Annotated in this window: 16 protein-coding genes; 2 read left to right on the top strand and 14 right to left on the bottom strand. The window is 71.6% G+C overall.

The annotated features are described in order from the left end of the window. Window positions 1-11 precede the first annotated feature (11 nt). The gene (locus AC0T5L_RS05465; RefSeq protein ID WP_476164256.1) at window positions 12-1457 is read left to right on the top strand and encodes a nucleobase:cation symporter-2 family protein; all 1446 of its coding nucleotides are present in this window, start codon (window positions 12-14) and stop codon (window positions 1455-1457) included. A gap of 53 nt (window positions 1458-1510) precedes the next feature. Here AC0T5L_RS05465 and AC0T5L_RS05460 read toward each other — a convergent pair whose 3' ends face one another. The 9 genes from AC0T5L_RS05460 to AC0T5L_RS05420 form a co-directional block, all read right to left on the bottom strand. Beyond that, a complete protein-coding gene (locus AC0T5L_RS05460) occupies window positions 1511-2422 on the bottom strand; it encodes a hypothetical protein (protein WP_476164255.1) in 912 nt (303 codons plus the stop codon). Window positions 2423-2656: 234 nt separating this feature from the next. Further along, on the bottom strand, window positions 2657-3913 hold the full coding sequence (locus AC0T5L_RS05455) for a cytochrome P450 family protein (protein ID WP_476164254.1): 1257 nt from the start codon (window positions 3911-3913) through the stop codon (window positions 2657-2659). Next, window positions 3913-5127, bottom strand: coding sequence for a cytochrome P450 (locus AC0T5L_RS05450; RefSeq protein ID WP_476164253.1), 1215 nt, complete (start codon window positions 5125-5127; stop codon window positions 3913-3915). The genes AC0T5L_RS05455 and AC0T5L_RS05450 overlap by 1 nt, the downstream gene beginning before the upstream one ends. 95 nt (window positions 5128-5222) lie before the next feature. Next, the gene (locus AC0T5L_RS05445) at window positions 5223-6467 is read right to left on the bottom strand and encodes a cytochrome P450 family protein (protein WP_476164252.1); all 1245 of its coding nucleotides are present in this window, start codon (window positions 6465-6467) and stop codon (window positions 5223-5225) included. Then, a complete protein-coding gene (locus tag AC0T5L_RS05440) occupies window positions 6467-7693 on the bottom strand; it encodes a cytochrome P450 (protein ID WP_476164251.1) in 1227 nt (408 codons plus the stop codon). Before AC0T5L_RS05440 ends, AC0T5L_RS05445 begins: the two co-directional genes overlap by 1 nt. Beyond that, on the bottom strand, window positions 7690-8382 hold the full coding sequence (locus AC0T5L_RS05435) for a GTP-binding protein (RefSeq protein ID WP_476164250.1): 693 nt from the start codon (window positions 8380-8382) through the stop codon (window positions 7690-7692). The genes AC0T5L_RS05440 and AC0T5L_RS05435 overlap by 4 nt, the downstream gene beginning before the upstream one ends. Further along, the gene (locus AC0T5L_RS05430) at window positions 8363-8722 is read right to left on the bottom strand and encodes a DUF742 domain-containing protein (protein WP_476164249.1); all 360 of its coding nucleotides are present in this window, start codon (window positions 8720-8722) and stop codon (window positions 8363-8365) included. The genes AC0T5L_RS05435 and AC0T5L_RS05430 overlap by 20 nt, the downstream gene beginning before the upstream one ends. After that, window positions 8719-9123 (bottom strand): roadblock/LC7 domain-containing protein, encoded by a 405-nt coding sequence (locus AC0T5L_RS05425; RefSeq protein WP_476164248.1) that lies wholly within the window; start codon window positions 9121-9123, stop codon window positions 8719-8721. Before AC0T5L_RS05425 ends, AC0T5L_RS05430 begins: the two co-directional genes overlap by 4 nt. Next, the gene (locus tag AC0T5L_RS05420) at window positions 9123-10511 is read right to left on the bottom strand and encodes an ATP-binding protein (RefSeq protein ID WP_476164247.1); all 1389 of its coding nucleotides are present in this window, start codon (window positions 10509-10511) and stop codon (window positions 9123-9125) included. The genes AC0T5L_RS05425 and AC0T5L_RS05420 overlap by 1 nt, the downstream gene beginning before the upstream one ends. A gap of 849 nt (window positions 10512-11360) precedes the next feature. Between AC0T5L_RS05420 and AC0T5L_RS05415 the strand changes: the two genes are divergently transcribed. Next, on the top strand, window positions 11361-11744 hold the full coding sequence (locus tag AC0T5L_RS05415) for an RNA polymerase-binding protein RbpA (protein WP_476164246.1): 384 nt from the start codon (window positions 11361-11363) through the stop codon (window positions 11742-11744). An 85-nt stretch (window positions 11745-11829) separates the two neighbouring features. Here the strand turns inward: AC0T5L_RS05415 and AC0T5L_RS05410 are convergent, their stop codons facing one another. The 5 genes from AC0T5L_RS05410 to AC0T5L_RS05390 form a co-directional block, all read right to left on the bottom strand. Further along, entirely contained in the window at window positions 11830-12639 is an 810-nt protein-coding gene (locus AC0T5L_RS05410) for an HAD-IIA family hydrolase (RefSeq protein WP_476164245.1), read from the bottom strand. 96 nt (window positions 12640-12735) lie between these two features. Then, a complete protein-coding gene (locus AC0T5L_RS05405; protein ID WP_476164244.1) occupies window positions 12736-13488 on the bottom strand; it encodes an SCO1664 family protein in 753 nt (250 codons plus the stop codon). A 58-nt stretch (window positions 13489-13546) separates the two neighbouring features. Then, on the bottom strand, window positions 13547-14128 hold the full coding sequence (locus tag AC0T5L_RS05400) for a DUF3090 domain-containing protein (RefSeq protein ID WP_476164243.1): 582 nt from the start codon (window positions 14126-14128) through the stop codon (window positions 13547-13549). A 168-nt stretch (window positions 14129-14296) separates the two neighbouring features. Beyond that, on the bottom strand, window positions 14297-15079 hold the full coding sequence (locus AC0T5L_RS05395) for an MSMEG_4193 family putative phosphomutase (protein WP_476164242.1): 783 nt from the start codon (window positions 15077-15079) through the stop codon (window positions 14297-14299). 152 nt (window positions 15080-15231) lie between these two features. Then, complete coding sequence (locus tag AC0T5L_RS05390) at window positions 15232-16071, bottom strand: undecaprenyl-diphosphate phosphatase (RefSeq protein WP_476164241.1); 840 nt, start codon at window positions 16069-16071, stop codon at window positions 15232-15234. Between the last annotated feature and the right edge of the window lie 196 nt (window positions 16072-16267).

Genomic DNA, 16267 nt, shown 5'->3' with positions numbered 1-16267 from the left:
GAAGGGCCCGCATGAAGCCTTCCAAGCACACCGGAGAAGCCGCGCCCGGCGCTTCGGAATCCCCGCCGCCCCGGCCCGAGGACGAGCGCCCGCCCGCGCGGCTGATGGTCCTCTACGGCCTCCAGCACATCCTCGCGATGTACGCGGGCGTGATCACCCCGCCCCTGATCGTCGGGGGCGCGGTCGGCCTCTCCGCGACGGAGATGGGCGTGCTCATCAGTGCGGCCCTGCTGGTCAGCGGCCTGGCGACGCTGGTGCAGACCCTGGGCGTGTGGCGGTTCGGCGCCCGCCTGCCCCTGGTCATCGGCACCTCGTTCGTCCCCGTCACCGCCATGGTGGGCATCGCGGGCGACGGCGGCCTGCCCGCGGTGTTCGGCGCCTCCCTCGCCGCGGGCCTGTTCGGCCTGCTGATCGCGCCGTTCTTCGCCTCGCTCATCCGCTTCTTCCCCCCGGTGGTGACCGGGAGCGTGATCACGGTGATCGGCCTCAGCCTCGTTCCGGTGGCGGTGGGCTGGATCACCGAGAACAACGAGTCCGGCGTTCCCACGCCAGCCGGGCTCGGGCTGGCCGCGGCCACCCTCGCCGTGATCCTGGTGCTGTCCAAGGTGCTGCCGGGGGTATGGAACAGGATGTCGATCCTGCTGGGCCTGGTGATAGGCACCCTGCTGGCCGCGGCGTTGGGCCGGGTGGACTTCTCCTCCGTCTCGGAGGGGGCCGTGTTCTCCCTGGGGCAGCCGCTGCGCTTTGGCCCTCCGGAGTTCCAGGTCGCGGCCGTCATCACGATGTGCCTGGTCATGCTGGTCATCCTCACCGAGGGGGTGGCGGACACACTCGCGGCGGGCGAGGTGGTGGGCACCCCTGTGGACGGCAGGAGGCTGGGCGACGCCCTGCGCGCCGACGCGCTCAGCTCGGTCGTGGGACCGCTGCTGAACTCCTTCCCCGGCAGTACCTTCAGCCAGAACGTCGGCCTGATCGCCCTCAACAAGGTCCGGAGCCGCTACGTGGTGGCGGTCGGCGGCCTGATCCTGGTCGCCATGGGCCTGTTCCCCGTCCTGGGCCGCCTGGTGGCGATGATCCCCTCGCCGGTCCTGGGCGGCGCCGGGCTGGTGCTGTTCGGATCGGTGGCGGCCGCGGGTGTCCGCAGCCTGTCCCGGGTGGAGTACGAGGGCAACCACAACCTCGTCGTGGTGGCCGTGTCGTTGGCCTTCGGGCTGGTCCCCGTGGCCGCCCCGGCCTTCTACGACGGTTTCCCGTCCTGGGCGGCTATGATCCTGCACTCGGGGATCGTGGCGGCGGCGGTGTCGGCCCTGCTTCTGAACGCGTTCTTCAACCTGTTGGGGTCACCGAAGGATCCCGCTTCCGAGACCTCGGGTGAGGAACCGGGAGAAACCCCGGGCGGGGAACCGCCCAGCGGGGAACCGTCGGCCGGGGAACAGAGGAACCGCGTTCCGGAGTAAGCGCCCGGAAGGGCGCGGAAGGTCTCCGACCTCTTCGGTCGGGGACCTTCCGGCTATTCGACGGGCAGTTCGATGTCGACCAGGGACGAGCACTCCTCCAGGCAGCCGCCCACCCTGAGCGTGCCGCCGGGGGTGGCGCCGGGGAAGGAGAACGCCGCGTGGGCGGCCGAGTCGGCGTCGAGCTCGTAGCGCCCCACCGCCTCCTGCGCCCGCTCGCTGACGTCTCCGCGCTCGTAGGAGGCCTGGGGGATGTCGATGCTGGCGTTGTCGGCGGTGGTGAACTCGACCGTCACCACCAGGGACTTGTCGGTGGCGGACTGGTAGTAGGTCAGCAGGGTGGCGCGCACCCCCTCGGACTCGTCCTCCGCCCCCTCGGCGGCGAGCAGGCTGGGGCCGGGGTCGCGGCCGTCCACGAGCAGGCCGGTGAGCAGGGCCCCCCGTGAGGTGAAGCCGGTGTAGGAGACACAGGGCGGATCGCCCGCGGGGCACAGTTCGTAGCCGTCCCCGATGTGCCTCACCTCGGCGTCCGGGGCGCCGCCGCCCCCGTCCGCCCTGGCCTGGGCGACCGCGGTCTGGTGTGTGAGGTAGTCGTGCGCGGTGGAGTCCTCTGCGGCCTGCGCCAGCCCCTCGCGCATCCGTTCGGGCTCCCCGGCGCGGGCGAGGGCCGCCACGTACGCGGCCACGGTCTCCTCGGGTGCGCTCTCCCTACCCGTTTCCCGGCCGGCGGGCTGCTGCGTGGAGGATGCGCCGGAGGGCTTCGGCTCCGGGGCGCCGGGCTCCTCGGGGGCGGGGCCGGGCCCGCCGGAGCCTGGTGCCCGGGGCCGCGGCCCAGGCCGGTCGGTGGGTGCGGGCGCCCGTTCGGTCTGCTCCGCGCCACTGGTCAGGGTCGCCTCCCGCTCCGGTCCGCATCCGGTGGCGACGAGGAGGGCCAGGGTCGCGGTGGCGGCCAGCCGGGTCGGCGTCATGCCCGTTTTCTCCCCTCATGAGAAACCGTGACCAGGCGAGCCTACGGTCCCGGGCCGTCAACACGGGGGCTGCGCAACGTAAGGAGTTCTTGGTGCGGCCCGGGGCAGGCTCCGGGCGTGCCCTCCTCGCGCTCGCGTCCTCAAGGGGCGGAAGCGACCAAGCGGTACCGGCGGGCCTCCTCCGCGCACTGGAGCGGCCCGGCCAGGCCCGGGGCGTTCCAGCGCGCGGCCGTGTTACGCCCGGGGGCGCAGCACGACCGGGAAGTCCCTGAGGCTGGTGACCGAGAGCGCGGCCTGAACCTGGAGCTCCCCGTCCGGGACGGCCAGCTTCAGGTCGGGGAAGCGCTCGAAGAGCATCGGCAGGATGACGCGGGCCTCCAGGCGCGAGAGCGGGGCCCCGGGGCAGATGTGCGGGCCGTACCCGAAGGAGATGTGGCGCCCCCTGGTCCGCGACGGGTCGAAGACGGCCGGGTGCGGGTCCTCCCCGAACTCCTCACGGTCCCGGGTCGCCGCGCCGTAGTGCGTCATCAGGGCCTCGCCCTTGCGGATGGTCTCACCGCCGACCTCGACGTCCTCGGTGGCGAAGCGGAACATCATGACGTTGTTCGGGGGGTCGTAGCGCAGCGTCTCCTCGATCACCGCCTCCCACGTGGTCTCGCCGCTCCTGAGCAGGTCGAACTGGTCCGGGTGGGCGAGCAGGGCGCGTACCACGTTGTTGAGCAGGTTGACGGTGGTCTCGTGCCCGGCCGCCACCACGGTCAGCAGGGTGATGGTGACCTCGGCGTCGCTGAGGGAGTCGCCGTCCTCTCCCGCCCTGAGCAGGTCGGTGGTGAAGTCGTCGTGCTCGTCGATGCCGGCGCGCTTGCGGGCGACCATCTCGGAGAAGAACTGGAACAGGGAGGAGTAGATCCGGAGGTGCTCGCCCTCCTCCGTGGTTCCGGAGAAGAGCTTGGCGTACATCTCGCCGAGCTGGGCGTACTCGGACTCGGCCACCCCGTACAGCTCTCCGATCACCTCTATGGGCACCTTGAAGGTGAACTCCGACTTCAGGTCCAGCGGCTCCTCGGAGCGCGGCTCCAGGGCGTCGAGCGCCCTGGCGGTGATCTCCTCGATGCGCGGGCGCAAGCGCTCCACCCGGCGCGCCGAGAACGGGCTGGCGATGAGCCGGCGCATCCGCCGGTGGGCGGCCCCGTCCAGGGCCAGCATGTTGGTGTCGTCGGTGGGGATCGTGCCCATCAGCGGCCAGCCCTCGGGGACCCGTCCGCTCTGGTAGTCGTCCCAGTGGTCGACGCTCTTGACGAGTCGGGGGTCGTTGAGGGTGGCGCGGCTGGCCTCGTGGTGGGTGGTGGCCCAGGCTCGGACGCCGCCGGGGAGTTCCACCCGGGTGAGGGGACCGGCCTGGTAGAGGCGTTCGCGGTCGGCCTGCACATCGTCGGGGACGGCGTGGACGAGTGGGACTCCGTCGGCGGTGTGCTGCATGGGGCAGGACATCAGTGTGCTCCTTGCGGGGGCGTGGGGGCGAAGGTGACCGGTAGCGACACGACTCCCCTGACCCAGGGAGAGGGCCGCCACTGGACCTGTTCGGCGGGGATGGCCAGTTCGACGTCGGGGAGACGGTCCAGCAGTACCTCGACGGCCGTGGCGGCCATGGTCTCGGCGATCCCCCGAGCGGCGTGGGGGCAGCCGTGCTCGCCGTGGGAGAAGGACAGGTGGGCGTGGTTGCCCCGGACGGCTTCGGCGTGCTCCCCGGTGCGCAGGCGGGGGTCCTTGTTGGCCGCGGCGAAGCCCAACAGGACGAGGTCGCCCTCGCGGATGAGCCTGCCGTCGAGCTCCACGTCGTGGGCGGCGAAGCGTCCGGCGTTCATCTGGGAGGGGGAGTCCTCCCACAGGACCTCGGCCAGGGCCTCCCCCACGCTGCTGCGCGCTCCCGCCATGGAGGCGGAGAAGCGGTCGTCGGTGAGCATCAGGCGCAGCGCGTTGCCGATCCACTCCGAGGTGGTCTGGTGGGCCCCGCCCAGGATCGCGATCAGTTCGGCGACCAGGTCGTCGTCGCCATAGCCCGCGGGGTGGGCGATCATGCGCGAGACCACGTCCGGCCCGGGCTCGGCCCGGCGCGCGGCGACGAGCCCGGTGAACTCCGCGACGATCTCGGCGTGGGCTCTGACGGAGTCGGGCCCCGCGTCGAACAGGGTGCCCATGAGGGTGGTGACCGCCTCACCCCGGTCGTCGTCCAGGCCGTACATCCAGCACAGCAGCAGGGAGGGGAGCCGCTGGGCGTACTGGGTGCGCAGATCGGTGCTGGTGGAGGCGCAGAAGCCGTCGACGAGGCGGTCGGCGATCCGGGTGGTGACCGTGCGCAGCTCGTGGGGATCGGTTCCGTCGAGGGCGTCGTTGACCGCGGCCGTGCGGCGCCGGTGCTCCTCGCCCTCGGCGGACAGCAGGTTGGGCAGGGGCACCAGGACCGGTAACAGCGGCCAGTCCTCGGGCACCCGGTCCCAGGCGTTCCAGCGGCGCGGGCTGCGCGCGAACACGTCGGGGCTGCTCAGGACGTGGTGGAGTTCGCGGTAGCCGATGACCAGCCAGGCGGGAACGCCGCCCTCCATGAGCACGGGCACCACCGACCCGTGCTCGGCGCGCATCCGCTGGTAGAAGCCCTGGGGGTCGGTGTTGAAGCGGTCGTCGTACAGCCGGACGGGTTCACCCATCGCGGGCCTTCCGTTGGCGGGGGTGGCGGGGGATCAGGGGGTACCGTGCGCCCGCGGCCGTCCCGGCCTCGGGGACGGCCGCGGGCGCGGTCTGCCTAGGGGCGCAGTAGTACGGGGAGCTCCTGGAGGCTGTTGACGATGATCGAGTGGTGGTTCCTCAACTCCTCGTCGGGCACGGCCAGCCGCAGGTCCGGGTAGCGCTCGAAGAGCATCGGCAGGGCGATCCGGCCCTCCATGCGGGCCAGGGTGGCGCCGGGGCACACGTGCGGCCCGTACCCGAAGGAGATGTGGCGGCCCCGCGCACGGGTCAGGTCGAAGGTGTCGGGGTGGGGGTCCTCGCCGTGTTCGGCGCGGTCACGGCTGACAGCCCCGTAGGAGACCATGAGTGCCTCGCCCTTGCGGATGGTCTCACCGCCGGCCTCGACGTCCTCGGTCGCGAAGCGGAAGACCATGTTGGAGGTGGGTGGGTCATAGCGCAGGGTCTCCTCCACGACCGCCTCCCAGCTCACCCGGCCCTCCTTGACCAGGGCGAACTGGTCGGGGTGGGCGAGCAGGGCGCGCACGGCGTTGCACAGCAGGTTGACGGTGGTCTCGTGCCCGGCGGCCACGGTGACCTGGAGGGTGCCGCGCACCTCCAGGTCGGTCAGGGCGTCGCCGTTCTCCCCCGCCTGGAGGAGCTCGGTGGTCAGGTCGTCGCCGGGCTCGGCGCGCCTGGCGGCGATCATGTCGTCGTAGTAGCGCTCCAGGGCGGCGTAGACCTCCATGAACTCCTCGGGTCCGGTGACCGAGGAGAAGAACTTGACGTACATGTCGCGCAGGTAGCCGAACTCGCCGCGGTCCACCCCGTACAGTTCGCCGATCACGTTCATCGGCAGCTGGAAGGCGAACTCCGACTTCAGGTCCAGGGGCTGGTCGGCCTTGGGCTCCATGGCTTCGAGCAGTTCGTCGGTGAGCTCGTGGACGCGGGGGCGCAGGCGCTCGACGCTGCGCGCGGAGAAGGCCCTGGCGGTGAGCAGGCGCAGGCGCCGGTGCTCGGCTCCGTCGGTGCCCAGGAGGTTGGTGGGTGTGCGCGGGATCGTACTCAGCACAGGCCAGCTCTCGGGGACGCGACCGCTCTGGAAGTCGTCCCAGTGCGCGACGTCCTTGACCAGGCGGGGGTCGGTGAGCAGCTCGCGGGCGGCCTCGTGGTGGGTGACCGCCCACGCGGTCACGCCGTCCGGCAGTTCCACCCGGGTGAGCGGTCCGGCCGCGTGCAGGACCTCGCGTTCGGTGCGCAGGTCGGTGACGTAGGGGTCCAGGACCACTGTTCCGTCGGAGCCGTGCTGAACGGGGCAGGACATCAGATCTCTCCCAGGGGTGGTACGGGGGTGAAGGTGACAGGCAGGGAGGCCACGCCCCGCACCCAGGGGGAGGGGCGCCAGCGCAGTTCCTCGGGGGCGACCGCCAGTTCGAGGTCGGGCAGCCGGTCCATCAGGACTTCGACTCCGGTCACCGCGATGATCTCGGCGATCTCCTGGGCCGGATAGGGGCAGCAGTGCTCTCCGTGGGAGAAGGACAGGTGGGCGTGGTTGCCCCGGTCGCCCGGTGCACCGGCTCCCGGATGCACGCCCGGGTCGGTGTTGGCCCCCGCGAGCCCGAGCAGCACCAGGTCGCCCTCGCGGATGAGCTGTCCGCCCAACTCCACGTCGTGTACGGCGTAGCGGCCCGCGTGGACCTGGGTGGGGGTGTCCGCCCACAGGACCTCGTTGAGGGCCTCCTGGGCACTGCGGCGGGCGCCCGCGATGGAGGCGGCGAAGCGGTCGTCGGTGAGCATCAGGCGCAGCGCGTTGCCCAGCCACTCGCCGGTGGGCTGGTTGCCGCCGCCGAGGAGGATGATCAGTTCGGGGACGGCCTCCTCGTCGGTGTAGCCCGCCGGGTGGGCGAGCAGCCGGGAGACCACGTCGGGCCCGGGGTCGGCGCGCCGCCGGCCGACGATCCCGGCCATGGCGGCCATGAGGGCGCGCTGGGCGTCCATGGCCTCAGGGCCGCCGTCGATCATGGTGGACATGAGGGAGGCGGTGTGGTCTCCGCGCTCGTCGTCCAGGCCGTAGAGCCAGCTCAGCACCAGGGCGGGCAGGCGTGCGGTGTAGGCCTGGCGCAGGTCCGCGCGGGTGGAGGCGCAGAACTCGTCGACGAGGCGGTCGGCCATGCGTGTGGTGACCGTGCGCAGCTCGTGGGGGTCGGCTCCGGCCAGGGCGTCGCTGACCGCGCCCGCGCGCCTTCGGTGCTCCTCCCCCTCTGAGTGCAGGATCGAGGGCCGCCGCATCACCATGGGCAGCAGCGGCCAGTCCTCGGGCACCCGGTCCCAGGCGTTCCAGCGGCGCGAGGAGCGGGCGAACACGTCGGGGCTGCTCAGGACGTGGTGGAGTTCGCGGTAGCCGATGACCAGCCAGGCGGGAACGTCTCCCTCCATGAGCACGGGCACCACCGACCCGTGCTCGGCGCGCATCCGCTGGTAGAGGCCCCCGGGATCGGTACGGAAGTCGGAGCCGTGGAGGCGGACGGGGCAGGTGCCGGGGTCGCTCACCGGGAACCCCCCGTGACGAGGGAGCGGACATGCCGTACCAGGGCGATGAGGACCTGTTTGGCCGAGGAGCGCACACGCGCGTCGCAGCGCACCAGGGGGACGCCGGGGTCCAGGTCGAGGGCGGCGCGCACCTGCTCCAGGGTGTGGTCGGTGTCGCCGAAGTCGTTGTGGGCGACGATGAAGGGGGTGCCCTGGGCCTCCAGCCGGTCGATGGCGTACCAGGAGTCCGCCAGGCGGCGGGTGTCGACCAGGACGACCGCGCCCAGGGAACCGGAGAACAGGCGGTCCCACAGGAACCAGAACCGCTCCTGGCCGGGGGCCCCGAAGACGTAGAGGACCGAGGTGGCGTCCAGGGTGATGCGGCCGAAGTCGAAGGCGACGGTGGTTGAGCGCTTGGCCTCCACGCCGTCGGTGTCGTCGACCCCGTCCCCGGCGCGGGTCATGGTCTCCTCGGTGCTGAGCGGACGGATCTCGCTGACCGAGCGGACCAGGGTGGTCTTTCCGACCCCGAAGCCGCCGACGACGGCGATCTTGAGTGCCTGTTCGGCGGTGGCGGGGAGCGGGGGGCGGGCACTGCCGGGAGCGGGCCGCGCGGAGCCGGGGGGATACCCGGCTCCGGACGTGGGCTCGGGTGGTTCGGAGCCGGAGGGGGATTCCGGCGCGACGGGCTCAGAGGTCGTGGAGTGCAACGAGCACCTTCTCCAACACGTCCGGGGAGGCGAGGGGGCGGGCCGGCGAGGGTGCCGGTCTGGGGTGGCGCGCGGTGATACGGCCGGTGTCGAGCAGATCGGTGAGCAGGATGCGCACGATCGCCACGGGCAGGCTCAGGTGGGCGGAGACCTCCACCACCGCCATCGGGCTGCGGCACAGCCGCAGGATCCGGGCGTGCTCGGACTGCATGCCGGGGGCGGGCTCGCTCTCGGCCACGATGAGTGTCACCGCGTCCAGGGACTCGTCGGCCCCGCTGCTGCGGCCCGAGGTGATGACGTAGAGGCGGTCGGGCCCCTCCCGCCGGTGGGAGCGGGTCATGCCGTACCGGTGGCAGCGCGGACCGGGGTGGACAGGTGCTCGCCCATCTGCTCGACCAGCTCGTTCATGTTGTGCCCGACCAGGCCCGGTTCGGCCTCCTCGGAGGTGATGACGGCCAGGTGGGCGCCGTGTCCGGCCTCGACGATGAACAGCAGACCGCCGTAGAACTCGGTCATGGCCTGGCGGACCCCGCCCGCCCCGCTGCCGAACTCCACCGAAGCGCTGTGCGCCAGGCTCTGCACACCGGCGGCGATCGCGGCGAGGTGGTCGGCGCTGTCCGCGCGCAGGCCGGCGCTGTGGCACAGCTTGAGCCCGTCGCGGGAGAGCACGATGGCGTGGCGGGTACCGGGCGTGCGTTCCAGCAGGCCTTCGAGCAGCCAGGTCAACTTGTCCAGGTCCATTATGCGTCCTTGTCCGGTCGGTCCTGGCCGCGCACCGCGGAGCGGAAGGTACCGAACCCCCTCGCCGAGGTGGCGGGACCGCTCTTGGGGGGAGCGGTCCCGTTTCGCTCGGCAGCCGCGAGGGTCTGGCCGCGGCGGCGCTGGGGAAGCCCGTTGGTGTCCGTGGTGGCGGCGTCCGCGGCGGTGGAGGGGGCCGCGGCGGGAAGAGGGATGGTGTCGGCGTCGGGGTCTGCGGCGGACGGCGAGGCGGGCGCGGACGCCTTCGCCGCGAAGTCGGGTACCGGGGGCGCGGGGAGGGGTTTGACGAGTTTCCGGGGCAGGAGCAGGACCACCGCGGTGCCTCCACGCGAGGAGGAGCGAAAGGACACCGACAGGTCGTAGCGGTGGGCGATCTGCCCGACGACCGACAGGCCGAGGCGGGTTCCGGAGATGGTGGCCAGGTCCAGTCCGTTCCCGACGGTGCGGCGTGCGCGGCGCAGGGCCTCCTCGCCCATGACCAGGCCGCCGTCCTCGATCATGACCGCGATCCCGGCTTGGACCTCCTCCACGTGGACGTGGACCTCGGCCGTGGGAGGGGAGAACTTGGCGGCGTTGTCCAGGAGCTCGGCCAGGGCGTGGATGACGCCCTCGGCGGCGAATCCGGCGATCGCCTGGGTGGACACGTTGTGGACGCGGACGCGCTGGTAGGCGCCGATCCGGGCCATGGCGCCGCGCACGACGCTCTCCAGGGCGATGGCGCGGCCCCAGCGGCGGCCGGAGCGGGCGCCGGTGAGGACGGCGATGCTGTCGGCGATGCGTCCTGCCTGGGCGGTGCTGTGGTCCAGGTGCATGAGGTCGCCCAGGACGTCGGCGCCCGCCTCGCCGTCGCCGTGGTGCTCCTGCATCCGGCGCAGGTCGGCGAGCATCGTGGTGGTCAGGGCCTGGACGCGCCCGGCGGCGGTGGCGCAGGCGACCATGGCGGCGGAGCGCCGGCGTTCGGCGGCGGCGATCTCGGTGGCCACGGTCCGAAGGAGGGCGCGTCCGCCGCGGTCCTCGGGCGCGGGCAGGCGGCGCAGGGCGGTGTCGGCGGAGTCACCCGCGCGCAGGCGTTCGGCCAGGCGGGGCAGGTGGTCGTCGGCCAGGGCTGCGGTGTCGGCGCGCAGGGTGTCGAGCTGGGTGCGCAGTTCGCGCGTTCGGCGGTCGCGGCGGTTGAGCAGCAGCGCGAGAGCCGCCAGCAGGAGAAGGGGGATCGCGGAGGCGGCCAGGAGGGGCAGGGCGCGTGCGCCGGGTACGGCCCACGGAGTCACGGCCCACAGGGGCAGTGCCCCGAGCGGCAGGAGGAGCCAGCGCGGGGCGGCCGGCCACGACGGCACGGCTCCGCGCAGGTGGGGGATGTTCCAAGCAGTCATCGGGCTCCACGTTCAGCCGCGTTGTCACTTCTGGTCGAGCACGGGAGGGGGCGCGCCGGGAAGTTGTTTCCGCGCACACCGGGGCACCGGAAGTGAAGAGGGAAATTGCCTCGACCCGCACTTTTCAGCACACAGCGAGTCAACATACCAGTAGACGCCACAAGCGGCCATGTCAGGATAATGATCTCTTTATCGCGCATGCGGAGCGGAGGTGGCGGGTCCTACGCATGTGGGATTCCGGAGAGTGGTGTCCGGTTTCCATCACGTACCGGGAATTTCCGGTGGGCCATTGCCCGTGAAGCCGCCTTCCCCAGCCGTGAACTGCGAAGACGGTGCGCAAGGGGGCTCGGTGGAAGACCTGGGCCACGCGGACGCGGTGCGGCGGGATTCCTGGGGGGACGTACGCACAGCGACCGGGAGGAGACCGCCCGCCGCCGCGGCGGGGAGCGGTTTCGAGGCGCCTCGCACCGGCGCGGCCGGACACTCCGCCTTCCCGCCTTCGGGCGGTGATAACGGCGACGGTGCGGCGGATGTGACGGGGTGGTATTCGGCTCCGCCCGGGAACCGCCGCCCCGCTTACCTGGGAAGAAGAACCGCGGCGAGCCGGATGAGGAAATAGGGGGATGTTTTCTTCCCTCTGCGACCGGAATAGGGACACACCCAAAAAGGCGCCATACTGTGCCCTAGGTCACATGTGTCAGACTCGGCGCACCGGACGATGTTTCGGGGGACGGGGTGGTCCCCGGGGCACCCGAGGTGGTTCGACCTCAGGTGAGCGGGGAATCTTGACGTGGACCGACGCGTTATACACCCCGCGAGACTGCACAAGCGCCTGGAGGCACCCACACGATGGCCGAGCGAGCACTTCGCGGCACCCGGCTCGGAGCGACGAGCTATGAGAACGACCGCAACACCGACCTGGCTCCGCGGCAGGAGGTCACCTACGACTGCACCCGGGGCCACCGCTTCTCGGTCACCTTCGCGACCGAGGCTGAGATCCCCATCGAATGGGAGTGCCGTTTCTGCGGCGACCGCGCTCTTCGCCGGGACGGCAACGGCGAGGAGCCGAAGAACGCCAAGCCGGTACGCACCCATTGGGACATGCTGCTGGAGCGCCGGAGCATGGAGGACCTCGAGGAGGTCCTCGCCGAGCGGCTGGCTCTGCTGCGCGCACGCCGCCGCGAGGAGGCGGCGAAGGTGGAGGAGATCGCCAAGCAGCGGCAGAGCGCCTGACGACGGGGCGCCCGGCCACCCGGCGACGAACGGGGGCGGTGGACACTGGTCCGCCGCCCCCGTTCCGCTGTCCGGGTGTGCCGGGCTACTCCTGGCCGAGCTGGTCGAAGGGATCGCGGGTGGCGCCCACCAGCTCCTTCACCGACTCGATCACCCGGGTGGGGCGGTAGGGGAACTCCTCGGCGGTCTCGCGCCCGGAGATGCCCGAGAGCACCAGGACGGTTTGCAGACCCGCCTCCAGCCCGCTGAGCACGTCGGTGTCCATGCGGTCGCCGACCATCAGCGTGTTCTCCGAGTGCGCGCCGATCCGGCGCAGCGCCGAACGCATCATCAGCGGATTGGGCTTGCCCACGAAATAGGGGCGCCGGCCCGTGGCCTTCTCGATCAGCGCGGCGACCGCGCCCGTGGCGGGCAGCGGCCCCTCGGCGCTGGGGCCGGTCTCGTCCGGGTTCGTGGCGATGAACCGGGCACCGGCGCGAACCAGGCGGATCGCGCGGGTGATGGCCTCGAAACTGTAGGTACGGGTCTCGCCGAGCACCACGTAGTCAGGATCGCGCTCGGTCATCACGTAGCCGACGTTGTGCAGGGCCGTGGTCAGGCCGGACTCGCCGACGACGTAGGCCGAGCCGCCCGGACGCTGTGTCTGGAGGAACTGGGCGGTGGCCAGAGCCGAAGTCCATATGGACTCCTCGGGGATGTCCAGTCCCGTGTTGAGCAAACGCGCACGCAGATCACGCGGGGTGTAGATGGAGTTGTTGGTCAGCACCATGAACGGGATCCCGTTCTCGCGTAGCTCCGCGATGAGCGCGTCAGCGCCGGGAATGAGGTGCTCCTCGCGTACGAGCACGCCGTCCATGTCGAAAAGATAGTTCCACTGGTTGCTCACGTGCCCCATTGTGCCGTCACAGGCGACGGGCACGCCATCGCTACGTCCCGGTAGATGAGACACCTCACACGGCCCCGGCCCCGGAACGGCCCCGGTCTCCCGGGGTCAGATCGGCGGCCAGGGCACCGCGGGCCAGTCCGGCGCCGGGTAGGGGTGAATGCCGTGCTCGACGAGCAGCTCCACCCGGCTGCGCACCGCGTAGGCCTCCGGGGCCGACAGGTGCAGGGCCAGCTCCCGGGACAGAACGCTCGCGGGTTCCTTGAGCTGGACGCGCACCGATGACAGCGCCTCCAGGGCGTCCTCGGTCAGCGGCTGCCCCTGCCACTGCCACAGCACGGTGCGCAGCTTGTAGTCCTCGGCGAAGGAGACACCGTGGTCACAGCCGTACAGGTGACCGCCGGAGGTGGGCAGCAGGTGACCGATCTTGCGGTCGGAGTTGTTGATGACCGTGTCGAAGACCGCCATGCGGCGCAGGTCGACGTTGTCGGCCTGCCGTGACAGGGCGACCAGGTCGACGGTGGTGTCGCCGTGCACCCACAGCTGCACCATCCCCTCGCCGAACGGGCCGTCGCGGTGGACCGTGGGCGGGACCACCGCCCAGCCCAGGGCCTCGGAGACGGCGTAGGCGCTGACCTCGCGCCCGGCCAGGGTCCCGTCGGGAAAGTCCCACAGCGGGCGCTCCCCCGCCACCGGCTTGTACACGCAGGCGGCGGAGCGGACGCCGTCGGAGACGGTGCAGTACAGGGTGGCGTTGGAGGCGGTGGTCAGCCGCCCCTCCACGGTGAGCTCGCCGGTGCGGAGCAGGTCGAGCCCAACGGCCGGGCTGAGGCCGTCGAAGGCGTCGGCGGTGTCCTTCATCGTGGGCCCCCGGATCTGCGTGCCTGGCGGCCCGCCTGTGGTGTCGTCATCCCCGGCCTCAGACGAGGCGGTCCGGACGGTAGCCGTTCTGGCGCGGGCAGACGTGGCCGTTGGGGTCGAGCGGACGTCCGCACAACGGGCAGTCGGGCCGTCCGGCGGCGACCACCTTCAGGGCACGTCCGGCGAAGGCACGGGCGCCGCCGGGGGTGAGGTAGACACGCAGGACGTCGCGGTGGGCGGGTGCCTCCTCGGCGAAGACCTCCAGCTCCTCCTCGTCGTCCTCGACCATCTCCTCAGCGGCGGTCTCGTCGATCTCCTGGGCCTCGATGATGACGCGGGCCGCCTCGGCGTCCCAGGCCAGGGCGAGCGTACCGACCCGGAAGTCCTGGTCGATGGGCTGCTCCAGCGGGTCTTCGTCCTCGGGTTCGACGATGTCGTCCGGCGGGGAGCCGAAGCGCCGGTGCACCTCTTCCAGTAGTTCCTCGATGCGGGTGGCGAGCGCTTCGACCTGCGCCTTCTCCAACACCACGCTGGTGATGCGCCCCTCGCCCACGGCTTGGAGGAAGAAGGTGCGGTCTCCCGGCTGGCCCACGGTTCCGACGACGAACCGCTCCGGCGGATTGAACTGAAAGACGGGCATGCAAAGAACCTTACGGGATACGTGTACTCCGGCGCCAAACCCCTCGGAGGCGCTGCTGAGCCGAGGCACGGAGGGCAGTGCCCCCTCCCAGGGGGCACCGGCGCCAACGTTCGTCGAGGTCGCTGGGTGGTTTTCGCGAACCGCACCGCTCCGGCGGCTCCCATGTCCTCAGCGGGTGTCAGCCTCGTCCTGCTGAGAGCCCGCGCCACCGCCGACGACCGCGTCTCCACCGGCCTCGGCCGGGGTGGGCAGGCTCGCGGGCAGGCTCTCACCGGTGTCGTTGAGCTTGTTGAGGAAGGGACGGGTGCGCGTGTAGGTGATGGAGGTGACCGAACAGGGGTCCACACGCAGGCGCTGGAAGAGGTCCAGGTGGATACCTAGGGCATCGGCGACGATCGACTTGATGATGTCGCCGTGGCTGCACACCACGTACACGGGTGGCGGCGGCGAGGCGGCGCCGGCGGCCGGACCGGAGTCGGGCGGGGCCAGGAGCAGGCGGCTGTTCCAGTCGCGGACGGCCTCGACCGCACGGGCCGAAGCGGTGGCCAGGGCCTCGCCCCCGGGAAAGCGGACGGCACTGGGATGGTCCTGCACGACCCGCCACAGGGGTTCGTCGGACAGTTCGGCGATGCCGCGGCCGGTCCAGGAGCCGTAGTCGCACTCGATGAAGCGCTCGTCGGTGGTGACGGGGACGCCGAGCTGCTTCGCGACGGCCCCGGCGGTCTCCTGGCAGCGTTCGAGCGGACTGGAGACCAGGGCCGCCGGGCTCAGTCCGTCCAGGCGGGCGGCCAGGTCGGCGGCTTGGTCCCGGCCGGTGCCGTTGAGGTGAACGCCCTCGGCGCGCCCGGCCAGGCGGGGGCCGGTGACGTCGGTCATTCCGTGCCGCACGAGGATGAGGGTGACCGCCTCGGGAGCGGGCGGGGTGTCCTGGGATGCTTCGGATGTCGCCATGGGCACCAGGGTAGGCCCGCTCCCGGCGCCGGGAGCGGCAGGGCGGGCGCCCGGACAGGCGTGGGCGCCGCCGGAAGCCGGGGGCAGGGGCGGGGCCTACGCCCGACCGGCCCCCTGCTGGTGGCGGTTCCCGGCCGGGCGCCCCGGCCCGATCAGTCGACCCCGGCGCCGCCCACCGGGGAGAGCACACCGGAGAGGACCAGGACGAGGACGAGGACGCCCAGGACGATCCGGTAGGCGACGAACGGCATGAAACTGTGCGTGGAGATGAACCGCATCAACCAGGCGATCACCGCGTAGCCGACCACGAACGCCACCAGGGTGCCGACGATGGTGGCCCCCCAGCCCGCGTACTCGTTACCGCCGATGTCGAGCATCTTGTACAGGCCGGAGGCGAACACGGCGGGCATCGCGATGAGGAACGCGAACTCGGCGGCGGCCGGGCGGGTGAAGCCCAGCAGCCGGCCACCGGTGATGGTCGCGCCGGAACGGGACACGCCGGGCACCAGCGCCAGGGTCTGGAAGAGGCCGAAGGTCAGGCCGCGCCCGAGGGTGAGGTCCTCCAGCCCGTTCTGGCGGCGCGCGAGGTGGTCGACGGCGCCCAGGATGACTCCGAAGACGATCAGGGTGAGCGCGATCAGCCGCAGGTCGCGAAAGACGCCGTCGATCCGCTCCTCCAGCAGCAGGCCCAGGACCCCGATGGGGATGGTCGCGAGGATGATGTACCAGCCCATACGGGCGTTGATGTCACCGCGCAGGCCGCGGTCGGCCAGGGAGCGGCACCACACGGAGACGACCGCCCAGATGCGCCGGCGGAAGTAGAGCACCACCGCCAGCTCGGTGCCGATCTGACTGACGGCGGTGAAGGCCGCTCCGGGATCGGGCCAGTCGAAGAAGGCGGCGAACACGCGCAGGTGGGCGCTGGAGGACACGGGCAGGAACTCGGTGAGCCCTTGGATGAGGCCGAGAACGATCGCCTCGAAGATGGACACTCGGTTTTCAGGCTTTCGTGACTGTCCGATGCCCGGGAGAGCACCGGAGCACTGCTGGGATGGGGATGCTGACCAGTACACGGATGCGGGCCACCAGGTCCGGGCCACCGCCCCCGGGCCGCGATCACGGAGAACACCCTGGTCGGGACTGCGCCGAGGATACGCAGCGAGAGTGTACTCAGGGACGACTTCGGGT

The organism is Nocardiopsis sp. TRM 82005 (assembly GCF_056312425.1).
The sequence above is the reverse complement of the archived record's forward strand: the minus strand, read 5'-3'. Positions and strand labels throughout refer to the sequence as shown.

Bases quoted from the DNA above. Each gene is read 5' to 3' on its own strand.
- AC0T5L_RS05450 (WP_476164253.1), bottom strand. From the start codon at position 5,127: ATGGGTGAACCCGTCCGGCTGTACGACGACCGCTTCAACACCGACCCC.
- AC0T5L_RS05410 (WP_476164245.1), bottom strand. From the start codon at position 12,639: ATGGGGCACGTGAGCAACCAGTGGAACTATCTTTTCGACATGGACGGC.
- AC0T5L_RS05395 (WP_476164242.1), bottom strand. From the start codon at position 15,079: ATGGCGACATCCGAAGCATCCCAGGACACCCCGCCCGCTCCCGAGGCG.
- AC0T5L_RS05415 (WP_476164246.1), top strand. From the start codon at position 11,361: ATGGCCGAGCGAGCACTTCGCGGCACCCGGCTCGGAGCGACGAGCTAT.
- AC0T5L_RS05425 (WP_476164248.1), bottom strand. From the start codon at position 9,123: ATGGACCTGGACAAGTTGACCTGGCTGCTCGAAGGCCTGCTGGAACGC.
- AC0T5L_RS05400 (WP_476164243.1), bottom strand. From the start codon at position 14,128: ATGCCCGTCTTTCAGTTCAATCCGCCGGAGCGGTTCGTCGTCGGAACC.
- AC0T5L_RS05405 (WP_476164244.1), bottom strand. From the start codon at position 13,488: ATGAAGGACACCGCCGACGCCTTCGACGGCCTCAGCCCGGCCGTTGGG.
- AC0T5L_RS05445 (WP_476164252.1), bottom strand. From the start codon at position 6,467: ATGTCCTGCCCCGTTCAGCACGGCTCCGACGGAACAGTGGTCCTGGAC.
- AC0T5L_RS05460 (WP_476164255.1), bottom strand. From the start codon at position 2,422: ATGACGCCGACCCGGCTGGCCGCCACCGCGACCCTGGCCCTCCTCGTC.
- AC0T5L_RS05455 (WP_476164254.1), bottom strand. From the start codon at position 3,913: ATGTCCTGCCCCATGCAGCACACCGCCGACGGAGTCCCACTCGTCCAC.
- AC0T5L_RS05420 (WP_476164247.1), bottom strand. From the start codon at position 10,511: ATGACTGCTTGGAACATCCCCCACCTGCGCGGAGCCGTGCCGTCGTGG.
- AC0T5L_RS05430 (WP_476164249.1), bottom strand. From the start codon at position 8,722: ATGACCCGCTCCCACCGGCGGGAGGGGCCCGACCGCCTCTACGTCATC.
- AC0T5L_RS05465 (WP_476164256.1), top strand. From the start codon at position 12: ATGAAGCCTTCCAAGCACACCGGAGAAGCCGCGCCCGGCGCTTCGGAA.